At 74.1% G+C, this 15,410-nt stretch carries 17 protein-coding genes; 14 read left to right on the forward strand and 3 right to left on the reverse strand.

Features of this window, described 5'->3' with window-relative positions; translation table 11 throughout:
- The first annotated feature begins 78 nt into the window (after positions 1–78).
- Positions 79–531, forward strand: coding sequence for a hemerythrin domain-containing protein (locus tag RKE38_RS11315; RefSeq protein ID WP_316007521.1), 453 nt, complete (start codon positions 79–81; stop codon positions 529–531).
- A gap of 22 nt (positions 532–553) precedes the next feature.
- Here the strand turns inward: RKE38_RS11315 and RKE38_RS11320 are convergent, their stop codons facing one another.
- Positions 554–1,492 carry a 1,4-dihydroxy-2-naphthoyl-CoA synthase gene (locus RKE38_RS11320; RefSeq protein ID WP_316007522.1) on the reverse strand — a complete coding sequence of 313 codons (939 nt, stop codon included), beginning with the start codon at positions 1,490–1,492 and terminating at the stop codon, positions 554–556.
- A 171-nt stretch (positions 1,493–1,663) separates the two neighbouring features.
- Between RKE38_RS11320 and RKE38_RS11325 the strand changes: the two genes are divergently transcribed.
- Entirely contained in the window at positions 1,664–1,843 is a 180-nt protein-coding gene (locus tag RKE38_RS11325; protein ID WP_316007523.1) for a hypothetical protein, read from the forward strand.
- Between the two features lie 9 nt (positions 1,844–1,852).
- A complete protein-coding gene (locus RKE38_RS11330; RefSeq protein WP_316007524.1) occupies positions 1,853–2,254 on the forward strand; it encodes a VOC family protein in 402 nt (133 codons plus the stop codon).
- Positions 2,255–2,312: 58 nt separating this feature from the next.
- On the opposite strand, the gene RKE38_RS11335 is transcribed toward RKE38_RS11330, so the two are convergent.
- Complete coding sequence (locus RKE38_RS11335; RefSeq protein ID WP_316007525.1) at positions 2,313–2,795, reverse strand: glutathione peroxidase; 483 nt, start codon at positions 2,793–2,795, stop codon at positions 2,313–2,315.
- Positions 2,796–2,963: 168 nt separating this feature from the next.
- Between RKE38_RS11335 and RKE38_RS11340 the strand changes: the two genes are divergently transcribed.
- From RKE38_RS11340 to RKE38_RS11385, 10 genes are all read left to right on the forward strand, one after another.
- Positions 2,964–3,956, forward strand: coding sequence for an o-succinylbenzoate synthase (locus tag RKE38_RS11340; RefSeq protein ID WP_316007526.1), 993 nt, complete (start codon positions 2,964–2,966; stop codon positions 3,954–3,956).
- Positions 3,957–4,034: 78 nt separating this feature from the next.
- Positions 4,035–5,264 (forward strand): ATPase, encoded by a 1,230-nt coding sequence (locus RKE38_RS11345; protein ID WP_316007527.1) that lies wholly within the window; start codon positions 4,035–4,037, stop codon positions 5,262–5,264.
- 15 nt (positions 5,265–5,279) lie between these two features.
- Positions 5,280–6,194: a hypothetical protein gene (locus RKE38_RS11350; RefSeq protein ID WP_316007528.1), complete on the forward strand. Its 915-nt coding sequence runs from the start codon at positions 5,280–5,282 to the stop codon at positions 6,192–6,194.
- A gap of 13 nt (positions 6,195–6,207) precedes the next feature.
- Entirely contained in the window at positions 6,208–7,353 is a 1,146-nt protein-coding gene (locus RKE38_RS11355) for an alpha/beta hydrolase-fold protein (protein ID WP_316007529.1), read from the forward strand.
- A 10-nt stretch (positions 7,354–7,363) separates the two neighbouring features.
- Positions 7,364–8,086 (forward strand): esterase family protein, encoded by a 723-nt coding sequence (locus tag RKE38_RS11360; protein WP_316007530.1) that lies wholly within the window; start codon positions 7,364–7,366, stop codon positions 8,084–8,086.
- Complete coding sequence (locus RKE38_RS11365) at positions 8,083–9,474, forward strand: M20/M25/M40 family metallo-hydrolase (RefSeq protein WP_316007531.1); 1,392 nt, start codon at positions 8,083–8,085, stop codon at positions 9,472–9,474. The genes RKE38_RS11360 and RKE38_RS11365 overlap by 4 nt, the downstream gene beginning before the upstream one ends.
- Positions 9,471–10,244 (forward strand): VOC family protein, encoded by a 774-nt coding sequence (locus RKE38_RS11370; RefSeq protein WP_316007532.1) that lies wholly within the window; start codon positions 9,471–9,473, stop codon positions 10,242–10,244. The genes RKE38_RS11365 and RKE38_RS11370 overlap by 4 nt, the downstream gene beginning before the upstream one ends.
- A gap of 317 nt (positions 10,245–10,561) precedes the next feature.
- Entirely contained in the window at positions 10,562–10,882 is a 321-nt protein-coding gene (locus RKE38_RS11375; protein ID WP_316007533.1) for a hypothetical protein, read from the forward strand.
- 92 nt (positions 10,883–10,974) lie between these two features.
- Positions 10,975–11,301, forward strand: coding sequence for a hypothetical protein (locus tag RKE38_RS11380; RefSeq protein WP_316007534.1), 327 nt, complete (start codon positions 10,975–10,977; stop codon positions 11,299–11,301).
- A complete protein-coding gene (locus RKE38_RS11385) occupies positions 11,294–12,724 on the forward strand; it encodes a hypothetical protein (RefSeq protein WP_316007535.1) in 1,431 nt (476 codons plus the stop codon). Before RKE38_RS11380 ends, RKE38_RS11385 begins: the two co-directional genes overlap by 8 nt.
- A gap of 78 nt (positions 12,725–12,802) precedes the next feature.
- On the opposite strand, the gene RKE38_RS11390 is transcribed toward RKE38_RS11385, so the two are convergent.
- Positions 12,803–14,002 carry an ROK family transcriptional regulator gene (locus RKE38_RS11390; protein ID WP_316007536.1) on the reverse strand — a complete coding sequence of 400 codons (1,200 nt, stop codon included), beginning with the start codon at positions 14,000–14,002 and terminating at the stop codon, positions 12,803–12,805.
- An 86-nt stretch (positions 14,003–14,088) separates the two neighbouring features.
- On the opposite strand from RKE38_RS11390, the gene RKE38_RS11395 reads away from it, so the two are divergent.
- Entirely contained in the window at positions 14,089–15,381 is a 1,293-nt protein-coding gene (locus RKE38_RS11395; protein WP_316007537.1) for a DUF1479 domain-containing protein, read from the forward strand.
- Positions 15,382–15,410 lie beyond the last annotated feature (29 nt).

Here is a 15,410-nt window from a genome sequence, read left to right on the forward strand (position 1 = left end):
CTACTGGTCGCCGCAGCGATGGACGCCCCGAGGGTTCGGCGGGACCATGGGTCCGGGACCACGCGCGGGAGGTCGGGGATGGACGATCAGCTCACGGCATACCTCGACCGCGTGCGCACGCACCGTGCGGAGCTGCGCGAGTCCGTCGCGGCCGTCGACGAGGCGCTCGCCTCGCCGATCGCCCGCGGCGGGGCGTGGCGCGAGCGGGTGCGGGCCGCGCTGGCCGAGCTGGCGCACGACTTCCGCGACCACGTCGAGCTGACGGAGGGCCCGGGCGGGCTGTACGAGTCGGTGAGCCGGGACAGCCCGCGGCTCGCCGGGCAGGTGCGGCGGCTGCGCCGCGAGCACGACCGCTTCCGCGAGGACATCGACGCCTACCTCGCCGTGCTCGAGCACGGCGGCACCATGGCGGACCTGCCGGTCTTCCGCGAGGAGGTGACCACCCTCATGGGGCAGCTGGTGCGGCACCGGCAGAAGGGCGCCGACCTGGTCTACGAGGCCTTCGAGGTGGACCTGGGCGGCTCGGGGTAGCGGCCTTCCCGCAGGGACCGGCTCAGAAGTACCAGGGGAAGGGGGACCAGTCGGGGTCGCGCTTCTCGAGGAACTGGTCGCGACCCTCGACGGCCTCGTCGGTCATGTACGCCAGCCGGGTGGCCTCGCCGGCGAACACCTGTTGCCCCATGAGCCCGTCGTCGACGAGGTTGAACGCGAACTTGAGCATGCGCTGGGCCTGCGGGCTCTTGCCGAGGATCTCGCGGGCGACCTCGAGCGCGGTGGCCTCGAGCTCGGCGTGGTCGGCGACGAGGTTGACCGCGCCCATCCGGTGCATGTCCTCGGCCGAGTAGGTGCGGCCGAGGAAGAAGATCTCGCGGGCGAACTTCTGCCCGACCATGCGCGCGAGGTAGGCCGAGCCGTAACCGCCGTCGAAGCTGCCCACGTCGGCGTCGGTCTGCTTGAACCGGGCGTGCTCGCGGCTGGCGATCGTCAGGTCGCACACGACGTGCAGGCTGTGACCGCCGCCGGCCGCCCAGCCGTTGACGACGGCGACGACGACCTTGGGCATGGTGCGGATGAGGCGCTGCACCTCGAGGATGTGCAGCCGCCCGCCCGCGGCCTTGACCCGCGCCTGGTCGACGGTGTCGGCGGTCTCGCCCGCGGCGTACTGGTAGCCCGAGCGGCCCCGGATGCGCTGGTCGCCGCCGGAGCAGAAGGCCCACTTGCCCTCGCTGCCGGTGCCGGCCGGGCCGGGGCCGTTGCCGGTGATGACCACGCAGCCCACGTCGGGCGTCATGCGGGCGTGGTCGAGCGCGCGGTAGAGCTCGTCGACGGTGTGCGGGCGGAACGCGTTGAGCACCTCGGGCCGGTCGAAGGCGATCCGGACGGCACCGACGTCCTTGGCCCGGTGGTAGGTGATGTCGGTGAAGTCGAACCCCTCGACCTCGTCCCACGCCGCCGGGTCGAAGGTGTCGCTCACGCTCGTCTGCTCGCTCACCCGGGCGAGCCTAACGGCGGGGTGCAGGCGGTATGCCGCGTGGTCGCGCAGGCGGGAGGTCGGGCGCGGCGCGTGGCCGGGAGGGGGTGACGAGTCGTGGCTCGCGTACTGGGTCACTGATGCGCCTGACGCATCAGTGACCCAGCCCTGTTCGCCCCTGGTACTGGACTGATGGCCGGTTGTGGGTACCCATCTCGAAGGCCGCGCGGTGCCGGCTCGGCCACCCCGGACCTGCTCGAGCTGGCCAGTGCCGACCTCCTGGTCGCGCGCCTGCGCCGGTTCCTGGCCGTCCTGCGCGACATCGCCCTGACGGAGCAGAAACGCCTGGCCGCTGTCGGTGGGACGCCCTAGCGTCCCGGTATGGCTCTGCGCTGGTACTCCGTCGTCGTCGACTCCCACGACATCGCCGCCCAAGCGCGGTGGTGGGCACAGACCCTCGACTACGTGATCGTCTTCGAGAACGACGAGGAGGTCGCCGTGATCCCGAGGCACATGTCGCAAGACCCCATCACGGACTCGGCCGAGTGGATGCGGCAGGCGCAGGGCCTGGTGTTCGTCCGGGTGCCCGAGGAGAAGACGGTGAAGAACCGGCTGCACATCGACCTGGCGCCGCACAGCAGCCAGGACCGCGACGCCGAGATCCGGGCACTGCTCGACCGCGGCGCCACCCTGGCAGACGTGGGGCAGGGCGACGCCCCCTGGACGGTGCTGCGCGACCCCGAGGGCAACGAGTTCTGCGTGCTGTCCAGCCGCGAGCGCTGACGTCGCTGGCGGTTCGGCTCCGCGGGCGGACCAGGTACCTCTGCGGGGCGCGCAGGGGTCAGGCGGCGAGCGCCTTCTCGATGTCCTTGGCGATGTCCGCGGGCTTGGTCGTGGAGCCGTAGCGCTTGACGACCTGGCCGTCGCGGCCGACGAGGAACTTGGTGAAGTTCCACTTGATCGCGCTGCCCAGCAGGCCGCCCTTCTCCGAGCGGAGCCACTTCCACACGGGGTGGGCGCCGTCGCCGTTGACCTCGACCTTGTCGAACATCGGGAAGCTCACGCCGTAGTTGCGCTGGCAGAACTGCCCGATCTGCTCGGCGTCGCCGGGCTCCTGGCCGCCGAACTGGTTGCAGGGGAAGCCCAGCACGACCAGCCCCTGCTCGCCGTACTCGCGGTAGAGCTGCTCGAGCCCCTCGAGCTGGGGCGTGAAGCCGCACTCGCTGGCCGTGTTCACGACCAGGGCGACCTTCCCGGCATACGTGGAGAGGTCCTGCTCGGCACCCTCGAGGGTGGTGGCGGAGAAGTCGGACAGCGTGGGCATGGGGCTCCTGACGTCGGGGGGACTCGTCCGAACGCTATTCGGCGTGCGGGTGCGCCCGGATTGCCGGGTGTGCCCCGACGCGGGCGGCCCGCACCGCAGTGCCGGATGTGCCCCGACGCGGGCCGACCGCGCGGGACCGGCCTCCCGGTCGTCTGGTGGAATGACGCCATGACCGACCTCCCGCCGCTCGAGGAGCTGCTCGAGGGGATGCGGGTGGTGTCGATCCCGATGCGGACCCGGTTCCGCGGGGTCACGGTGCGCGAGGCGGTCCTGCTGCAGGGACCCGTCGGGTGGGGCGAGTTCTCGCCGTTCCTCGAGTACGCCGCGCCGGAGGCTGCGCGCTGGCTCGCCGCGGGGGTCGAGGCCGCCTGGCGCGGGTGGCCCGCGCCCGTGAGGGCCGAGGTGCCCGTGAACGCGACCGTGCCCGCGGTGCCGGCCGCAAGGGTCCCGGAGGTGTTGGCGCGGTACGACGGGACCACCACCGCCAAGGTGAAGGTCGCCGAGCCCGGCCAGTCGCTGGCCGACGACCTCGACCGGGTCGCGGCCGTGCGCGACGTGCTGGGTCCGCGCGGTCGCATCCGGGTCGACGCCAACGGCGCCTGGTCGCTCGACGACGCCGTCCGTGCCCTGACCGCCCTCGCAGCGCACGACCTGGAGTACGCCGAGCAGCCGTGCGCCACCGTGCCCGAGCTGCGCGACCTGCGCCTCGCGCTCGCCCGCGGCGGCGTCGACGTCCCGGTCGCGGCGGACGAGTCGATCCGCAAGGCGGACGACCCGATCCGGGTGGCGCGCGAGGGCGCCGCCGACGTCGTGGTGGTCAAGGTCGCCCCGCTGGCGGGGGTGCGCCGGGCGCTCGAGGTCGTGGCCGAGTGCGGCCTGCCGGCGGTCGTCTCCTCCGCCCTCGACACCAGCATCGGCATGCGTGCAGGCGTGGCCCTGGCCGCGGCACTGCCGGACCTGGACCACGCGTGCGGCCTCGGGACGGTGGCGCTGCTCGAGGGCGACGTCACGACCGACCCCCTGGTCCCCGTCCGTGGTGTCCTCGCGGGGCGCGACGTCGTGGGCGACGAGGCGCTGCTGGACCGCTGGGCGGCCGCCGACGACCGGGTCGCGTGGTGGCGCGAGCGGGTGGCCGCGGCGCACGCCGTGCTCGCCGGCTGAACCGGACCCTGAAGCGGCCCCAGCGACCACGTCCGGCGCGACGCGACGGGGGACCGGATCGCCGCTACGGTCGGACGGGTGAACATCGTCTTCGTCGAGCCGGGCTTCCCGGCCAACCAGCGCCGGTTCGCACTCGCCCTCGCCTCGGTGGGGGCGAACGTCTTCGGGATCGGCGAGTCCGACGAGTGGGCGCTCGACGACGAGCTGCGCGGCGCCCTGTCCGGCTACTACAAGGTCGGCTCGGTGACGAACCTGCGCGAGATGACAGAGGCCACGAGGTTCATCCAGTCCAAGGTCTGGGTCGACCGGCTCGAGGCCACGGTGGAGGCGCACACGATGGTCGCCGCTCAGGTGCGCGAGGCGACCGGCATACCGGGCACCTCGGTGCACACGACGTGGCTGTGCCGCGACAAGCCTTCGATGAAGGAGGCGCTGCGCCAGGCGGGCGTCCCGACGGCGGCGTCGGCCGCGGTCGACCACGCCCACGAGGCCTGGGAGTTCGCCGAGCGCGTCGGCTACCCGCTCGTGCTGAAGCCGCGCGACGGCGCCGGAGCCAAGGACACGGTGCGTGTCGACGACGACACGGAGCTGGGGCACGCCCTCACCGACTTCGGGTCGCACGGCGCGACCTCGATCGCGATCGAGGAGTTCGTCGAGGGGCACGAGGGCTTCTACGACACCATCGCCCACGACGGGCAGGTGGTCCACGACTGGACGACGCACTACTTCCCGAACGTCCTCGAGGCGATGCGCACCCGGTGGATCTCGCCGCAGTTCGTCACGACGAACCGGATGGCGGACTCGCCGTTCTACGACGAGGTGCGCGAGCTGGGGCAGCGGGTCATCGAGGCGCTCGGCATCGGCACCAGCGCCACCCACATGGAGTGGTTCCACGGGCCCAAGGGACTGAAGTTCTCCGAGATCGGCGCCCGGCCTCCCGGCGTGGGCTGCTGGGACCTGTACTCGGCGAGCAACGACGTCGACGTCTACCGCGAGTGGGCCCACGTCATCGTCCACGGGACGCCGGAGCGCCGGATGCACCGCCCCTACTCAGCGGGCATCATCGCGCTGCGCCCCGACCGCGACGGGCGCATCGTCGGCCACAGCGGGCTGCACGAGATCCGCGACCGCTACAACGAGTGGGTCATCGACGCGTACTTCCCGCCCGAGGGCCACCTGACCCAACCGGTGGAGGCCGGCTACATGGCGAACGCCTACGTCCGGATGCGCCACCCCGACTACGACGTGCTCCGCGGGATGCTCGACGACGTGGGCCGCACGGTCCAGGTCCACGCGGTGCCCTGCTGAGGCGCCCGCTGCACCATGCGAACCGTCCTGCTGGGTCCCCAGCGCTTCATGACGACTGCGGGCACCGCCCTGCGCTCCCTCGGCGTCGACGGCCCGGTCGCGACGATCAACGCCGGCTGGGAGGAGCGCGAGGACGACGTCGCCGAGCTCGACGGCGTCCTCGGTGGCGACACCCGGCACCTGCGCCTGCACCACCGGATGTTCGACGTCCTCGAGAAGGACCCCGCCTTCGCCGCGGCCGGGCTCGCCTTCCGGGACCGGCACGACGCACTGCTGTCGGTCTACCGCTCGAGGCTGCAGAGCGCCCTCGACGACGCCTACGCGCTCCAGCGGCGCGGGGCCGGCTTCGACGCCCTCGACGACGCCGTGGAGGTCGTGCGGCACGTCGACCGCTGGTATGCCGGCAAGCTCAAGGAGCTGTACGCGGACCTCGACGCCACGGCGCCGATCGACGACAGCGGGGTGATCGGCTGGCACCGCGGGGAGATCGCGGCCCTGCTGGCGGGGTCGGCGGCGCTCGCGCTCACCGGCGGCCACGTCGGCACGCTGCTGCGGGCCTTGCGGCTGTTCGCGATCCGCATCCCGGACGAGCTGCCCGTGGTCGCCTGGTCGGCCGGCGCGATGGCGCTGACCGAGCGCGTCGTGCTCTTCCACGACCACGGGCCGGAGGGGGCGAGCGAGGCCGAGGTGTACGACCGCGGGCTGGGTCGCGTGCGCGGGGTCGTCGCGCTGCCGCACGCGCGTCGGCGGCTGCGGCTCGACGACCCGGCGCGGTGCTCGGTGCTGGCGCGCCGGTTCGGGGAGCAGCACTGCGTCCTGCTCGACGACGGCACGGCGCTCGAGCTCGGCGAGGACGGCGGCCTGCCGCCCGGGGCGCGGATCCTCGGGCTCGACGGAGCGGTCCACGACATGCGCGAGGCGTTGCGGTGACAGGGGTGCGGCGGTGAGCGGGCGGCTGGCGGTCAACCGGCTGCGCGACCGCCTGCCCGTGGGGCCGGCGGCGGTGGACCGGTTCGTCGCCCGGCACGGCGCGCCGATCGTCGAGGGGGAGCGCGTCACGTTCCTCTTCCGGGGCGAGGCCGACGAGGTGCGGGTCCGGCACCGGGTCGTCGGCCTGACCGACCCGCTGCCCATGCGGCTGCTGCCCGGCACGGACCTGTGGGCCGTCACGACCGAGCTGCCGAGCGGGTCGCGGGTCGAGTACCAGCTCGAGACCCGCCGCGGCGAGCACTACGAGACGTTCAACGACCCGCTCAACCCTCGGGTCGCGCACTCGCCCGTCGGGTCGAGCTCGGTCTGCGCTGCGACCGGCTACGAGGTGCCCGACTGGGTGCACCACGACCCCGAGGCGCGGCAGGGGGAGATCGTCGAGGACACGTTGCGCTCCAAGGCGTTGCGGCGCGAGCAGCCGGTCAAGCTGTACCTGCCCGCCCGGTACACGACGGCCCAGCGGTACCCGCTCCTCGTCGTCCACGACGGCACCGACTACCTCGACTACGCGGCGATGAAGACCGTGCTCGACAACCTCATCCACCGGCTCGACGTGGCCCCGCTGGTCGCGGCGTTCGTCCCGCCGCGCGACCGGCTGAAGGAGTACCCCAACCACGCCCCGCACGCCCGGTTCGTCGCGCGGGAGCTGCTGCCGACCCTGGCCGAGCGCCTGCCGCTGGTCGACGACCCGGCCGGCCGGTGCCTCATGGGCAGCAGCTTCGGCGGGATCGCGTCGCTGTCGACGGCTGTGCGGTACCCGGGGGTGTTCGGGTCGCTGTTCCTGCAGTCGGCCTCGCTCGTCTTCACCGACATCGGGACGGACCACGGTGGTGGGCCCCCGTTCGACCCGGTGGTGAAGTTCGTGAACCGCTACCGCGCCAAGCCGACGGCACCGGTCGAGCGGATCTTCATGTCGTGCGGCACCTACGAGCCGCTCATCACGCCCAACCGGTCGATGGTGCAGGTGTTCCGCGCCGCCGGCATGGACGTGAAGTACGTCGAGGCGCGAGACGGCCACAACTGGGAGGACTGGCGCGACCGCCTGCGCGACGGCCTCTCGTGGCTGTTCCCCGGTCCCCAGAAGTTCGTCTACGAGTGAGGAGCCCGACGTGAAGGTGACCGAGCGCTGGCACTCGGACCGCATGGACCGCGACATCACGCTGGTCCGCTGGGGCCACTACGGCACGCCCGTCCTGCTCCTGCCGACGGCGGGTGGCGACGCCGAGGAGGTCGAGCGCAACCAGCTCGTCGGCCACCTGTGGCCGATGGTCGAGGCCGGCCGGGTCAAGGTCTACTCGTGCGACAGTGCGGCGGGGCAGGCGATGATGCGCCGCGAGGGCTCGACCGACCACCGTCGCTGGCTGTTCGACGCCTACCAGCGCGCGGTGGCGGAGGAGGTCGTGCCGGCGATCCACGCCGACTCCTCCGCGTCGCCCGTCGTCGTCGCCGGAGCCTCGATCGGCGCATTCAACTCCCTCGCCCTGCTGTGCCGCTTCCCCCACCTGTTCGGTGCTGCCGTCTGCATGAGCGGGACGTACTCGATCGAGCGGTTCATCGGTGGCGGCTTCACCGACGACTTCTACTACGCCTCGCCGCTGCACTTCCTGCCCGGGCTCGAGGGACCCCAGCTCGACACCCTGCGCAGCCGGTTCGTCGTGCTGGCAACGGGATCCGGCCGGTGGGAGGACCCCGGCGGCGCGTGGGAGGTGGCCGGGGTGCTGGGCGACAAGCGTGTGCCCAACCGGGTCGACGACTGGGGCCCGTCCTACGACCACGACTGGCCGACGTGGTGGGAGATGCTGCCGCTCTACCTCGACGACCTGGTCCCGTGAGCGGGGACCTCGCCGGGCGGCTGGCCGCGGCCGTGGAGGCCGGTATGCCGCGGGTTCGCGGCGACCTCGCGCGGCTCGTCGGGTGCCGGTCGGTCGCCAACGCGGCGATCGAGCCGGTGGAGGAGTGCCGGCGCGCGGCGTCGCTGGTCGCGGAGCTGCTGCGCGACGTCGGGCTGGACGGAGTGGAGGCGCTGCCGGCGCCTGACGGGTCACAGGCCGTCGTGGGCCGCACTGCCGGACCGGCCGGCGCCGCTCGCGTCCTGCTGTACTCCCACCACGACGTCGTCCCGGTCGGGGACCCCGGTGCCTGGACGGTGCCGCCGTGGGAGCTGACCGAGCGTGACGGGCGTTGGTACGGCAGGGGATCCGCCGACTGCAAGGGCAACCTCATGGCCTCCGTCCTGGCCCTGCGGGCGCTGCGCGAGGTGCTGGGGTCGTGGCCGGTCGAGGTCGCGGTCGTGTGCGAGGGCTCGGAGGAGCAGTCGAGCGGCGGCATGGAGGCGCTCGCGCGGCAGTCGCCCGAGCTCGTCGACTGCGACGCCCTCCTCATCGCCGACACGGGCAACGTCGAGCGGGGGCTGCCCACGCTGACCACGTCGCTGCGTGGCACGGGCAGCGTGCTGGTGACCGTCCGCACCATGGCGCACGCCGCGCACTCGGGGATGTTCGGCGGCGCCGCGCCCGACGCGCTGCAGGCCCTCGTCGCGACGCTGGCGACCCTGCGTGACGCCACCGGCGAGACCACCATCGACGGCCTCGACCGCTCGGGGACGTGGGACGGCAACCCGTTCGAGGAGGACAGGTTCCGCCAGGACACTGCCCTGCTGGACGGCGTCGACCCGCTTCGGGGCGACGGCACGGTCGCCGACCTCCTGTGGGCGCGACCGGCCGCCACGGTGATCGCCCTCGACGCCACGCCGGTCGCACAGGTCACCGCGGCGGTGCACGCCGAGGCGCGTGCGGTGGTGAACCTGCGCGTGCCACCGGAGGTCGACGCCGCCCGTGCCCAGCAGCTCCTGGTCGAGCACCTGGTCCGGCACACCCCCTACGGCGCCCACGTCGAGGCCAGGCCGGTTTCGCTGGGACAGGGCTTCCGCGCCCGCACCGACGGCCCGGCATACGCGGCCATGGGGCGGGCGATGCGCACGGCGTTCGGGCGCGACGTGGTCACCACGGGCCAGGGCGGCTCGATCCCGCTCGCCACGGCGTTCGCCGAGCTGGTGCCGCACGCCGAGATCCTCCTGCTCGGGGTCGAGGAGCCGGCCTCCCGCATCCACGCCGTCGACGAGTCGGTCGACCCGGGAGAGCTGCAGGGCACGGCCCTGGCGCAGGCGCTCTTCCTCGCCGACCTCGGAGGCCTGCTCGGCGGGGAGGGGGACGGCGGATGAGGGTGCGCTGGGTGTGGGCGTTCCTCGACCTGCCGGAGCCGGGGTTCGAGGAGTCGGTCGAGTTCTGGCGGGCCGTGACGCGGACCCGCGTCTCCACGCGCCGGGGGGACGAGGGCCAGTTCGCCACGCTCCTGCCGCAGCAGGGGGACCCGTGGGTCAAGGTGCAGCGGGTCGGCGGCCCGGGCGGCATCCACGTCGACCTCGACGTCGAGGGCCCCCTGGAGCAGGCGCGCGACGAGGCTGTCGCGGTGGGGGCGACGGTGCTGCGCGAGGACCTTGAGGACGGCGTGCTGGGCGTCGTCGTGTGCCGGTCGCCGGGCGGCTTCGTCTTCTGCCTCACCCGGTGGCGGCCCGAGGAGCGCGGAGAGGGGCAGGTGCGAGCCGGGCAGGACAGCCTGCTCGACCAGGTGTGCCTCGACATCCCACCGAGCCGGTATGCCGCGGAGGCCGCGTTCTGGTCGGCCCTCACCGGGTGGGCGGTGCAGGGCGTGGACTCGCCGGAGTTCGAGCGGCTGGAGTGGCCGGGCGGGATGCCGGTCCGGTTCCTGCTGCAGCGGCTCGACTCCGACGAGGGACCGGTGCGCGGCCACGTCGACCTCGCCTGCCTCGACCGCGAGGCCGAGGCGGCCCGTCACGTCGAGCTCGGCGCCGAGCGCGTCGGCCCCGGCGACGGGTGGGTCGTCATGCGGTCGCCCGTCGGACACGCGTACTGCTGCACCGGTCGCCACCCGGTGACGGGAGGTGCGCCGCCCGGCCCCGTCCGCGGTTAGCGTGTGCGTGTGGTGGGGACCGGGGTGCGAGGGGTGCGCAGTCAGGTGGCGGTCGCCATCGCCGCGCTTGTCTTGGGCGGACTGGGTGGGATCGGGCTGCGGGCGATCGCGCCGTACACGGACGCCTACCACCGCCGGCCGTTGCTGCTGGTGGGGCCGCTCGACGCGGGCCAGGCGCAGATCGGCCTGTGGGCGCTGGTGTGGCTGGCTGCGACAGCCATGGGGTGCTCGGTCGTCGGTGTGGTCCGTCGGCGGGTCGCCCCGGGCCGGCTACGCCTCCTGGCAGTCGCCGTGCCGGTCCTCGGCACCGCCGGGCGTTGGTCGCCGCCGCCGGCTGCATCGTCCTCCTCGGGGTGGGGTGGGGCCTCTCGCCGACGTACACGCGGCTGCGGGTACCGGGCGGAAGCGCCGTGACGTGGGTCGTCGCGGAGCAGGCCGGGGGTCATGCCCCGGGCACGAGCTGGCGCATCTACCGCGGAGGGCCGTTCGTCTACGACGAGCTGCCGGGGCTGTACCGGGAGACGGACAGCAGGGTCACGCCCATGTCAGACGGGGACTACGCGGTGCGGGTCGAGCCCGACGGCACGCCGGTGCTCCGCTTCCCCGCCGGCGGTGGGCAGGACCTGCCCCTGCGCTGAGGTCGTCCACAGCCTCGGTCCCGCCCCTGCGTCGTCCACAGGCGGAGGCCGCAGGGGGTGGCCGGCGCGAGCGCCTTGGCCATGCTCGTGGGGTGGAGGTGGACTCGAGCAGGCTGCGCAGGCTGGCGGCCGCGGTGCGGGAGGAGGCCGTGCGGGTGCGCGGTGCGGCCCGCCGGCTCGACGCCGTGCGTGACGTGGTGTGGCACTCGCCCGCCGGCGCGCTGTTCCGCGACCGTGTCGGCGAGCGGGTCCATGCCCTGCGTGTCACGGCGACCCGTCTGGACTCCGCTGCCGACCACCTCGACGCCCATGCCGGGCAGGTCGACGCCGCGCTGGCCGCCCTGGCGTCCGCTGCCGGAGCGGCCGCCCACGCCGTCGACGAGGTCGGGCGCACGGTGCGGAGGGGTCTCGATGGCTGAGCCGCCGGGAGCCCCGGCGGTCCGGGTGCGGGGCGGGGCCGCGGGCACGACGGTGGAGCTCACCGCGGTCGACGACGCGGCACGGGTCCTGGCGCTCGAGGCGGCAGCAGTGGGAGCGGTCTGCGTGCGGCTCACGGCGGTGGCCCTCGACCCGTGCCTGGTGGCCAGCGCCGCACTGGCCCCGGTCAGTGCCGCGCAGGCCCAGGCGGCGCTGGCCCTCGCCCGGGGGCCGGCCGGTGCCGGTGGGCAGGCCGCCGCCCTCCTGGGGCTCTCGGCCGGGGCGGCAGGGGCGGTCGAGGCGTACCGCGCGACCGAGCAGGCCGTGGCGGCCTCCGTCGAGGTGGCCCAGGACGTCGCGTTCGTCGCGCTCGTCCGTGCGGCCCCCGAGCTCACCGTCGGGGTGCTCGCCCTGCACGCGCTGGGGGTCGACGTCGTGGGCGCTGCGGACGAGGCGGCGTTCGTCGTCCCGGGGGTGGCCGACCTTGCCGGAGGCGTCGACGGGCTGGTCGAGCTGGCGCCGACGCTGCCCCCGCTGGGCCGCTGGCTGCCGACGGCGGACCGGCCGGCCGGCGACTACGAGACGGCACTGCGCGTCATCGCCGAGACCGCCGCCGCGGCGGGGTTGCTGCGCGAGTCCGGCGGGGCGGTGGTCACCAGGGAGGCGCACCCGCGGCAGGGGGCGGCGGCGCCCCACGACCTCGCCTCGCTGGCGGGCGACCTCGGGAACCTCAGCGACGGCGAGCGCTACCCGGGGCACGTGCGGGTGGTCGAGGTGCCGCAGGGCGACGGCAGCTCGGCCTGGCTGGTGGAGGTCAGCGGCACCCAGGAGTGGGGCGTCGAGCCGGGCGCCAACCCGTTCGACGCCACGTCGGACGTGCGGCTCATGGCCGGCCAGTCCACGGCGCTCGCGCAGGGCGTGACGGCGGCGCTCGACGAGGCCATGGCCGAGACCGGCCGTGACACCTCGGGTGAGCCGGTCCTGCTCGCCGGGCACAGCCTGGGCGGGATCGTGGCTGCCGGGCTCGCGTCGTCCCCGCGGTTCCGGGCGTCCCACCACGTCACGCACGTCGTCACCATGGGGTCGCCGGTCGGTCGCATGCCGGTCCCCGCGGACGTGTCGGTCCTGTCGCTGGAGCACCAGCAGGACGCCGTGCCGCGCCTGGAGGGCCAGGCCAACCCCGACCGGCGGGGCTGGGTCACGGTCACCCGCGACCTGCGTGGAGGCTCCGTCCGCACCGCCAGCGGTGCCCACGCCACGAGCGAGTACGCCCGCACGGCCGCCCTCGTCGACTCCGCGACGGACGGGTCGACCGTCGCGTGGCGGGAGGGCAGCTCACGGTTCCTGTCCACACCCGGCGGGGCCGCCCCCACGGTGCGCGACTTCCGCGTCGCCCGCGTCCCGGGTCTGCCCGAGGCGCCCTGATGGCCACACGACGTCCGCGTCCCGGGTCGTCACCGTCGACGGCGGTGCCGCTCCGGGTGGACCAGTGACCGCGCGACGTCAGGGGGTGGCCCGCCCCGCCCCGCGGTCCACGAGGTGGCTCCGCAGGGACGCCACGGCCCGTGACCGGGCACCGGCGAGCGCGGCATCCGGCACGGTCGCGGGGCTGACGACGACCGGGCGCTTGGCGCCCCGGACGTGCTCCAGCACCGCGTCCACGACGGACCGGTCGCCACCCCAGGGGCCACCGAGGACGACCTCCCGAGGATCGGTGAGGGCGACGAGGGCCGTCACGACGTCCGTGACCGCCGCTGCGAGGGTGCGCAGCGTCCGGTCGCCGCCTGTGCCGCCTCCGTGCACCGCCTCCAGCAACCGGGCCACGTCGATCGCGGTGCCTCCCTCGTGCCGCCGCAGCCCCAGCTCGGCGAACACCTCGGTGAATGCCGTCGCGCGCCCCCGAGCACCGGTGACGACCACGTGCGCCACCTCGCCTGCCAGGCCGTGCGCGCCCTCCAGCACCCGCCCGTCCGCGACCACGGCGCACCCCAGCCCCTCGCCGAGGTACAGGTAGGCGAAGTCCGCAGGTGCCGCCTCCGGGCCGGTCGGGGCGTCGGCTGCAGCGCCAGGGACGCGAGGCGCCCGCGCGGCGAGCTCGGCCAGGGCGGACCAGTTGACGTCGTTGCCCACCACGACCGGTCCGTCGACGAGGCCCGACAGCACCGCGGCGGGGTCGAGCGCGCCCACGAGGAAGGGGGCGTCCGGCAGGTGCACGAGCCGGCCCGTCGCCCGGTCCACCGGGTCCGCGGCGCTGACCACCGACAGCCGCACGGGCCCGGTCCCGGCCGCCCCGGCCTCCTCCACGGCGGAGCGGACCGCCCGCTCGAGCGCGCGCGAGGCCGTCGCCGGCCGGGCGGGCCGGCGCACCTGTGCCGTGGCCCGCGAGACGACCGCGCCCCGGACGTCGAGCACCTCCGCGACGACACCCTCGGGTGCGATGGCGACCGCGAGCGCCGTGCCGGTCCCGTGGGCCAGGTCGTAGTAGAGCCCGGCGCGCCCGGGGCCGCCGCTGCGCTCGCCGGTGTCGGCGAGGACCCCGGCCGACTCCAGCCGCCGCACGCTGTCGGCCACCGTCGGCTTCGACAGGCCCGTGGTGACCGCCAGCTCCGCCCGGGTCAGCCGTCCGTGGTCGACGACGGCGCCGACGACGTGGCTGTCGGTGAGCCGGCGCAGGAGGTCCAGCGACGGCTTCTCGGGAGTCATGCCGCCATCTTAGTAAGGACTGTTGCCCAAGCGACGGGAAGCGACTAGCCTCCCGTTTGGTAAGGAGTCCTACCCAAGGAGCTGTCATGACCTCGCCGGCGTTCACCACCACCCGCCCCGAGCTCCCGCACTGGGAGACCGTCCCCGCCGACCTGTCCGGCGCCATCCGCGAGGTCAAGGTCGCGCTGCGCGCCCGGATCGAGGCCTCGGGCCGGACCGTCGACGAGGTCTTCGGAGTCGTCGAGCGGCTGGTCGCCGACCGGGTCGCCGAGATCTCCGCGGCCAGGGAGCGCGGCGAGCAGGTCTGGCCGGTGATCGACTACGCCGACATCGAGGCCGGCACCGTCACCCCCGAGCAGGTGGCCCTGCTCAAGCGACGCGGCTGCCTCGTCGTGCGCGGCCACTTCCCCCGCGAGCAGGCCCTGCAGTGGGACCGCGACATCGTCGACTACGTCGAGGGCAACGGCTTCTTCGAGGCCTACCGCGGCCCCGGCGACGACTTCTTCGGCAGCGTCGGCTCCAAGCCCGAGATCTACCCGATCTACTGGTCGAGCGCGCAGATGCAGGCCCGCCAGAGCGAGCGGATGGCGGCCGTGCAGGGCTTCCTCAACTCCCAGTGGGTGTCGGAGTCCGACGGCGTCCGGTGGTTCGACCCGCACCGCGACTCGCTCTACCCCGACCGCATCCGCCGCCGCCCCGAGGGCGCGGGCTCCGCGGGCCTCGGCACCCACCTCGACCCAGGCACGCTCGACCTGTGGATGACCCAGGCCTACCAGCAGGCCTTCCGCCACCTCTTCGACGGCACCGTCGAGCAGTACGACCCCTGGGACGCCAGCCACCGCACCGACGGCCCGCAGTACCCCGGCTCCACGATGTGCTCGGTCTTCCGCACCTTCCAGGGCTGGACGGCGCTGTCCGACATGGACCACGACCAGGGCGTCCTGCACACCGTCCCGATCCCCGAGGCGATGGCATACCTCATGCTCCGCCCCCTGCTCGACGACGTGCCGGACGACGAGATGTGCGGCGTCACCGTCAACCAGGTGTTCCCCGCCGACTGGAAGTGGCACTCGCTGCTCATGGAGGGCCTCGCCGGCATCCCCGACGTCAGGGCCGGCGACTCGGTCTGGTGGCACTGCGACATGGTCCACAGCGTCGCGCCCGTCCAGGACCAGAAGGGCTGGGGCAACGTGATGTACATCCCCGCCGCCCCGTGGTGCCCACGCAACGAGCGGTATGCCGAGAGCGTCCGCGAGGCGTTCCTCACCGGCTCCAGCCCGAGCGACTTCCCCGAGGAGCACTACGAGCGCGAGTGGCCGGACCGTTTCCACCTCGAGGACCTCAACGAGATCGGCCGCCGCGGCTTGGGCCTGGAGTGACGGGGCTCGGTCGCCGGCTACCCGCTGGC

The sequence above is a fragment of the Phycicoccus sp. M110.8 genome (genome assembly GCF_032464895.1).
Classification (GTDB): domain Bacteria; phylum Actinomycetota; class Actinomycetes; order Actinomycetales; family Dermatophilaceae; genus Pedococcus.

Coding starts and splice junctions, on each gene's coding strand:
- RKE38_RS11390 (WP_316007536.1), bottom strand. CDS start 14,002: ATGACTCCCGAGAAGCCGTCGCTGGACCTCCTGCGCCGGCTCACCGAC.
- RKE38_RS11385 (WP_316007535.1), top strand. CDS start 11,294: ATGGCTGAGCCGCCGGGAGCCCCGGCGGTCCGGGTGCGGGGCGGGGCC.
- RKE38_RS11350 (WP_316007528.1), top strand. CDS start 5,280: ATGCGAACCGTCCTGCTGGGTCCCCAGCGCTTCATGACGACTGCGGGC.
- RKE38_RS11340 (WP_316007526.1), top strand. CDS start 2,964: ATGACCGACCTCCCGCCGCTCGAGGAGCTGCTCGAGGGGATGCGGGTG.
- RKE38_RS11370 (WP_316007532.1), top strand. CDS start 9,471: ATGAGGGTGCGCTGGGTGTGGGCGTTCCTCGACCTGCCGGAGCCGGGG.
- RKE38_RS11330 (WP_316007524.1), top strand. CDS start 1,853: ATGGCTCTGCGCTGGTACTCCGTCGTCGTCGACTCCCACGACATCGCC.
- RKE38_RS11315 (WP_316007521.1), top strand. CDS start 79: ATGGACGATCAGCTCACGGCATACCTCGACCGCGTGCGCACGCACCGT.
- RKE38_RS11395 (WP_316007537.1), top strand. CDS start 14,089: ATGACCTCGCCGGCGTTCACCACCACCCGCCCCGAGCTCCCGCACTGG.
- RKE38_RS11335 (WP_316007525.1), bottom strand. CDS start 2,795: ATGCCCACGCTGTCCGACTTCTCCGCCACCACCCTCGAGGGTGCCGAG.
- RKE38_RS11325 (WP_316007523.1), top strand. CDS start 1,664: ATGGCCGGTTGTGGGTACCCATCTCGAAGGCCGCGCGGTGCCGGCTCG.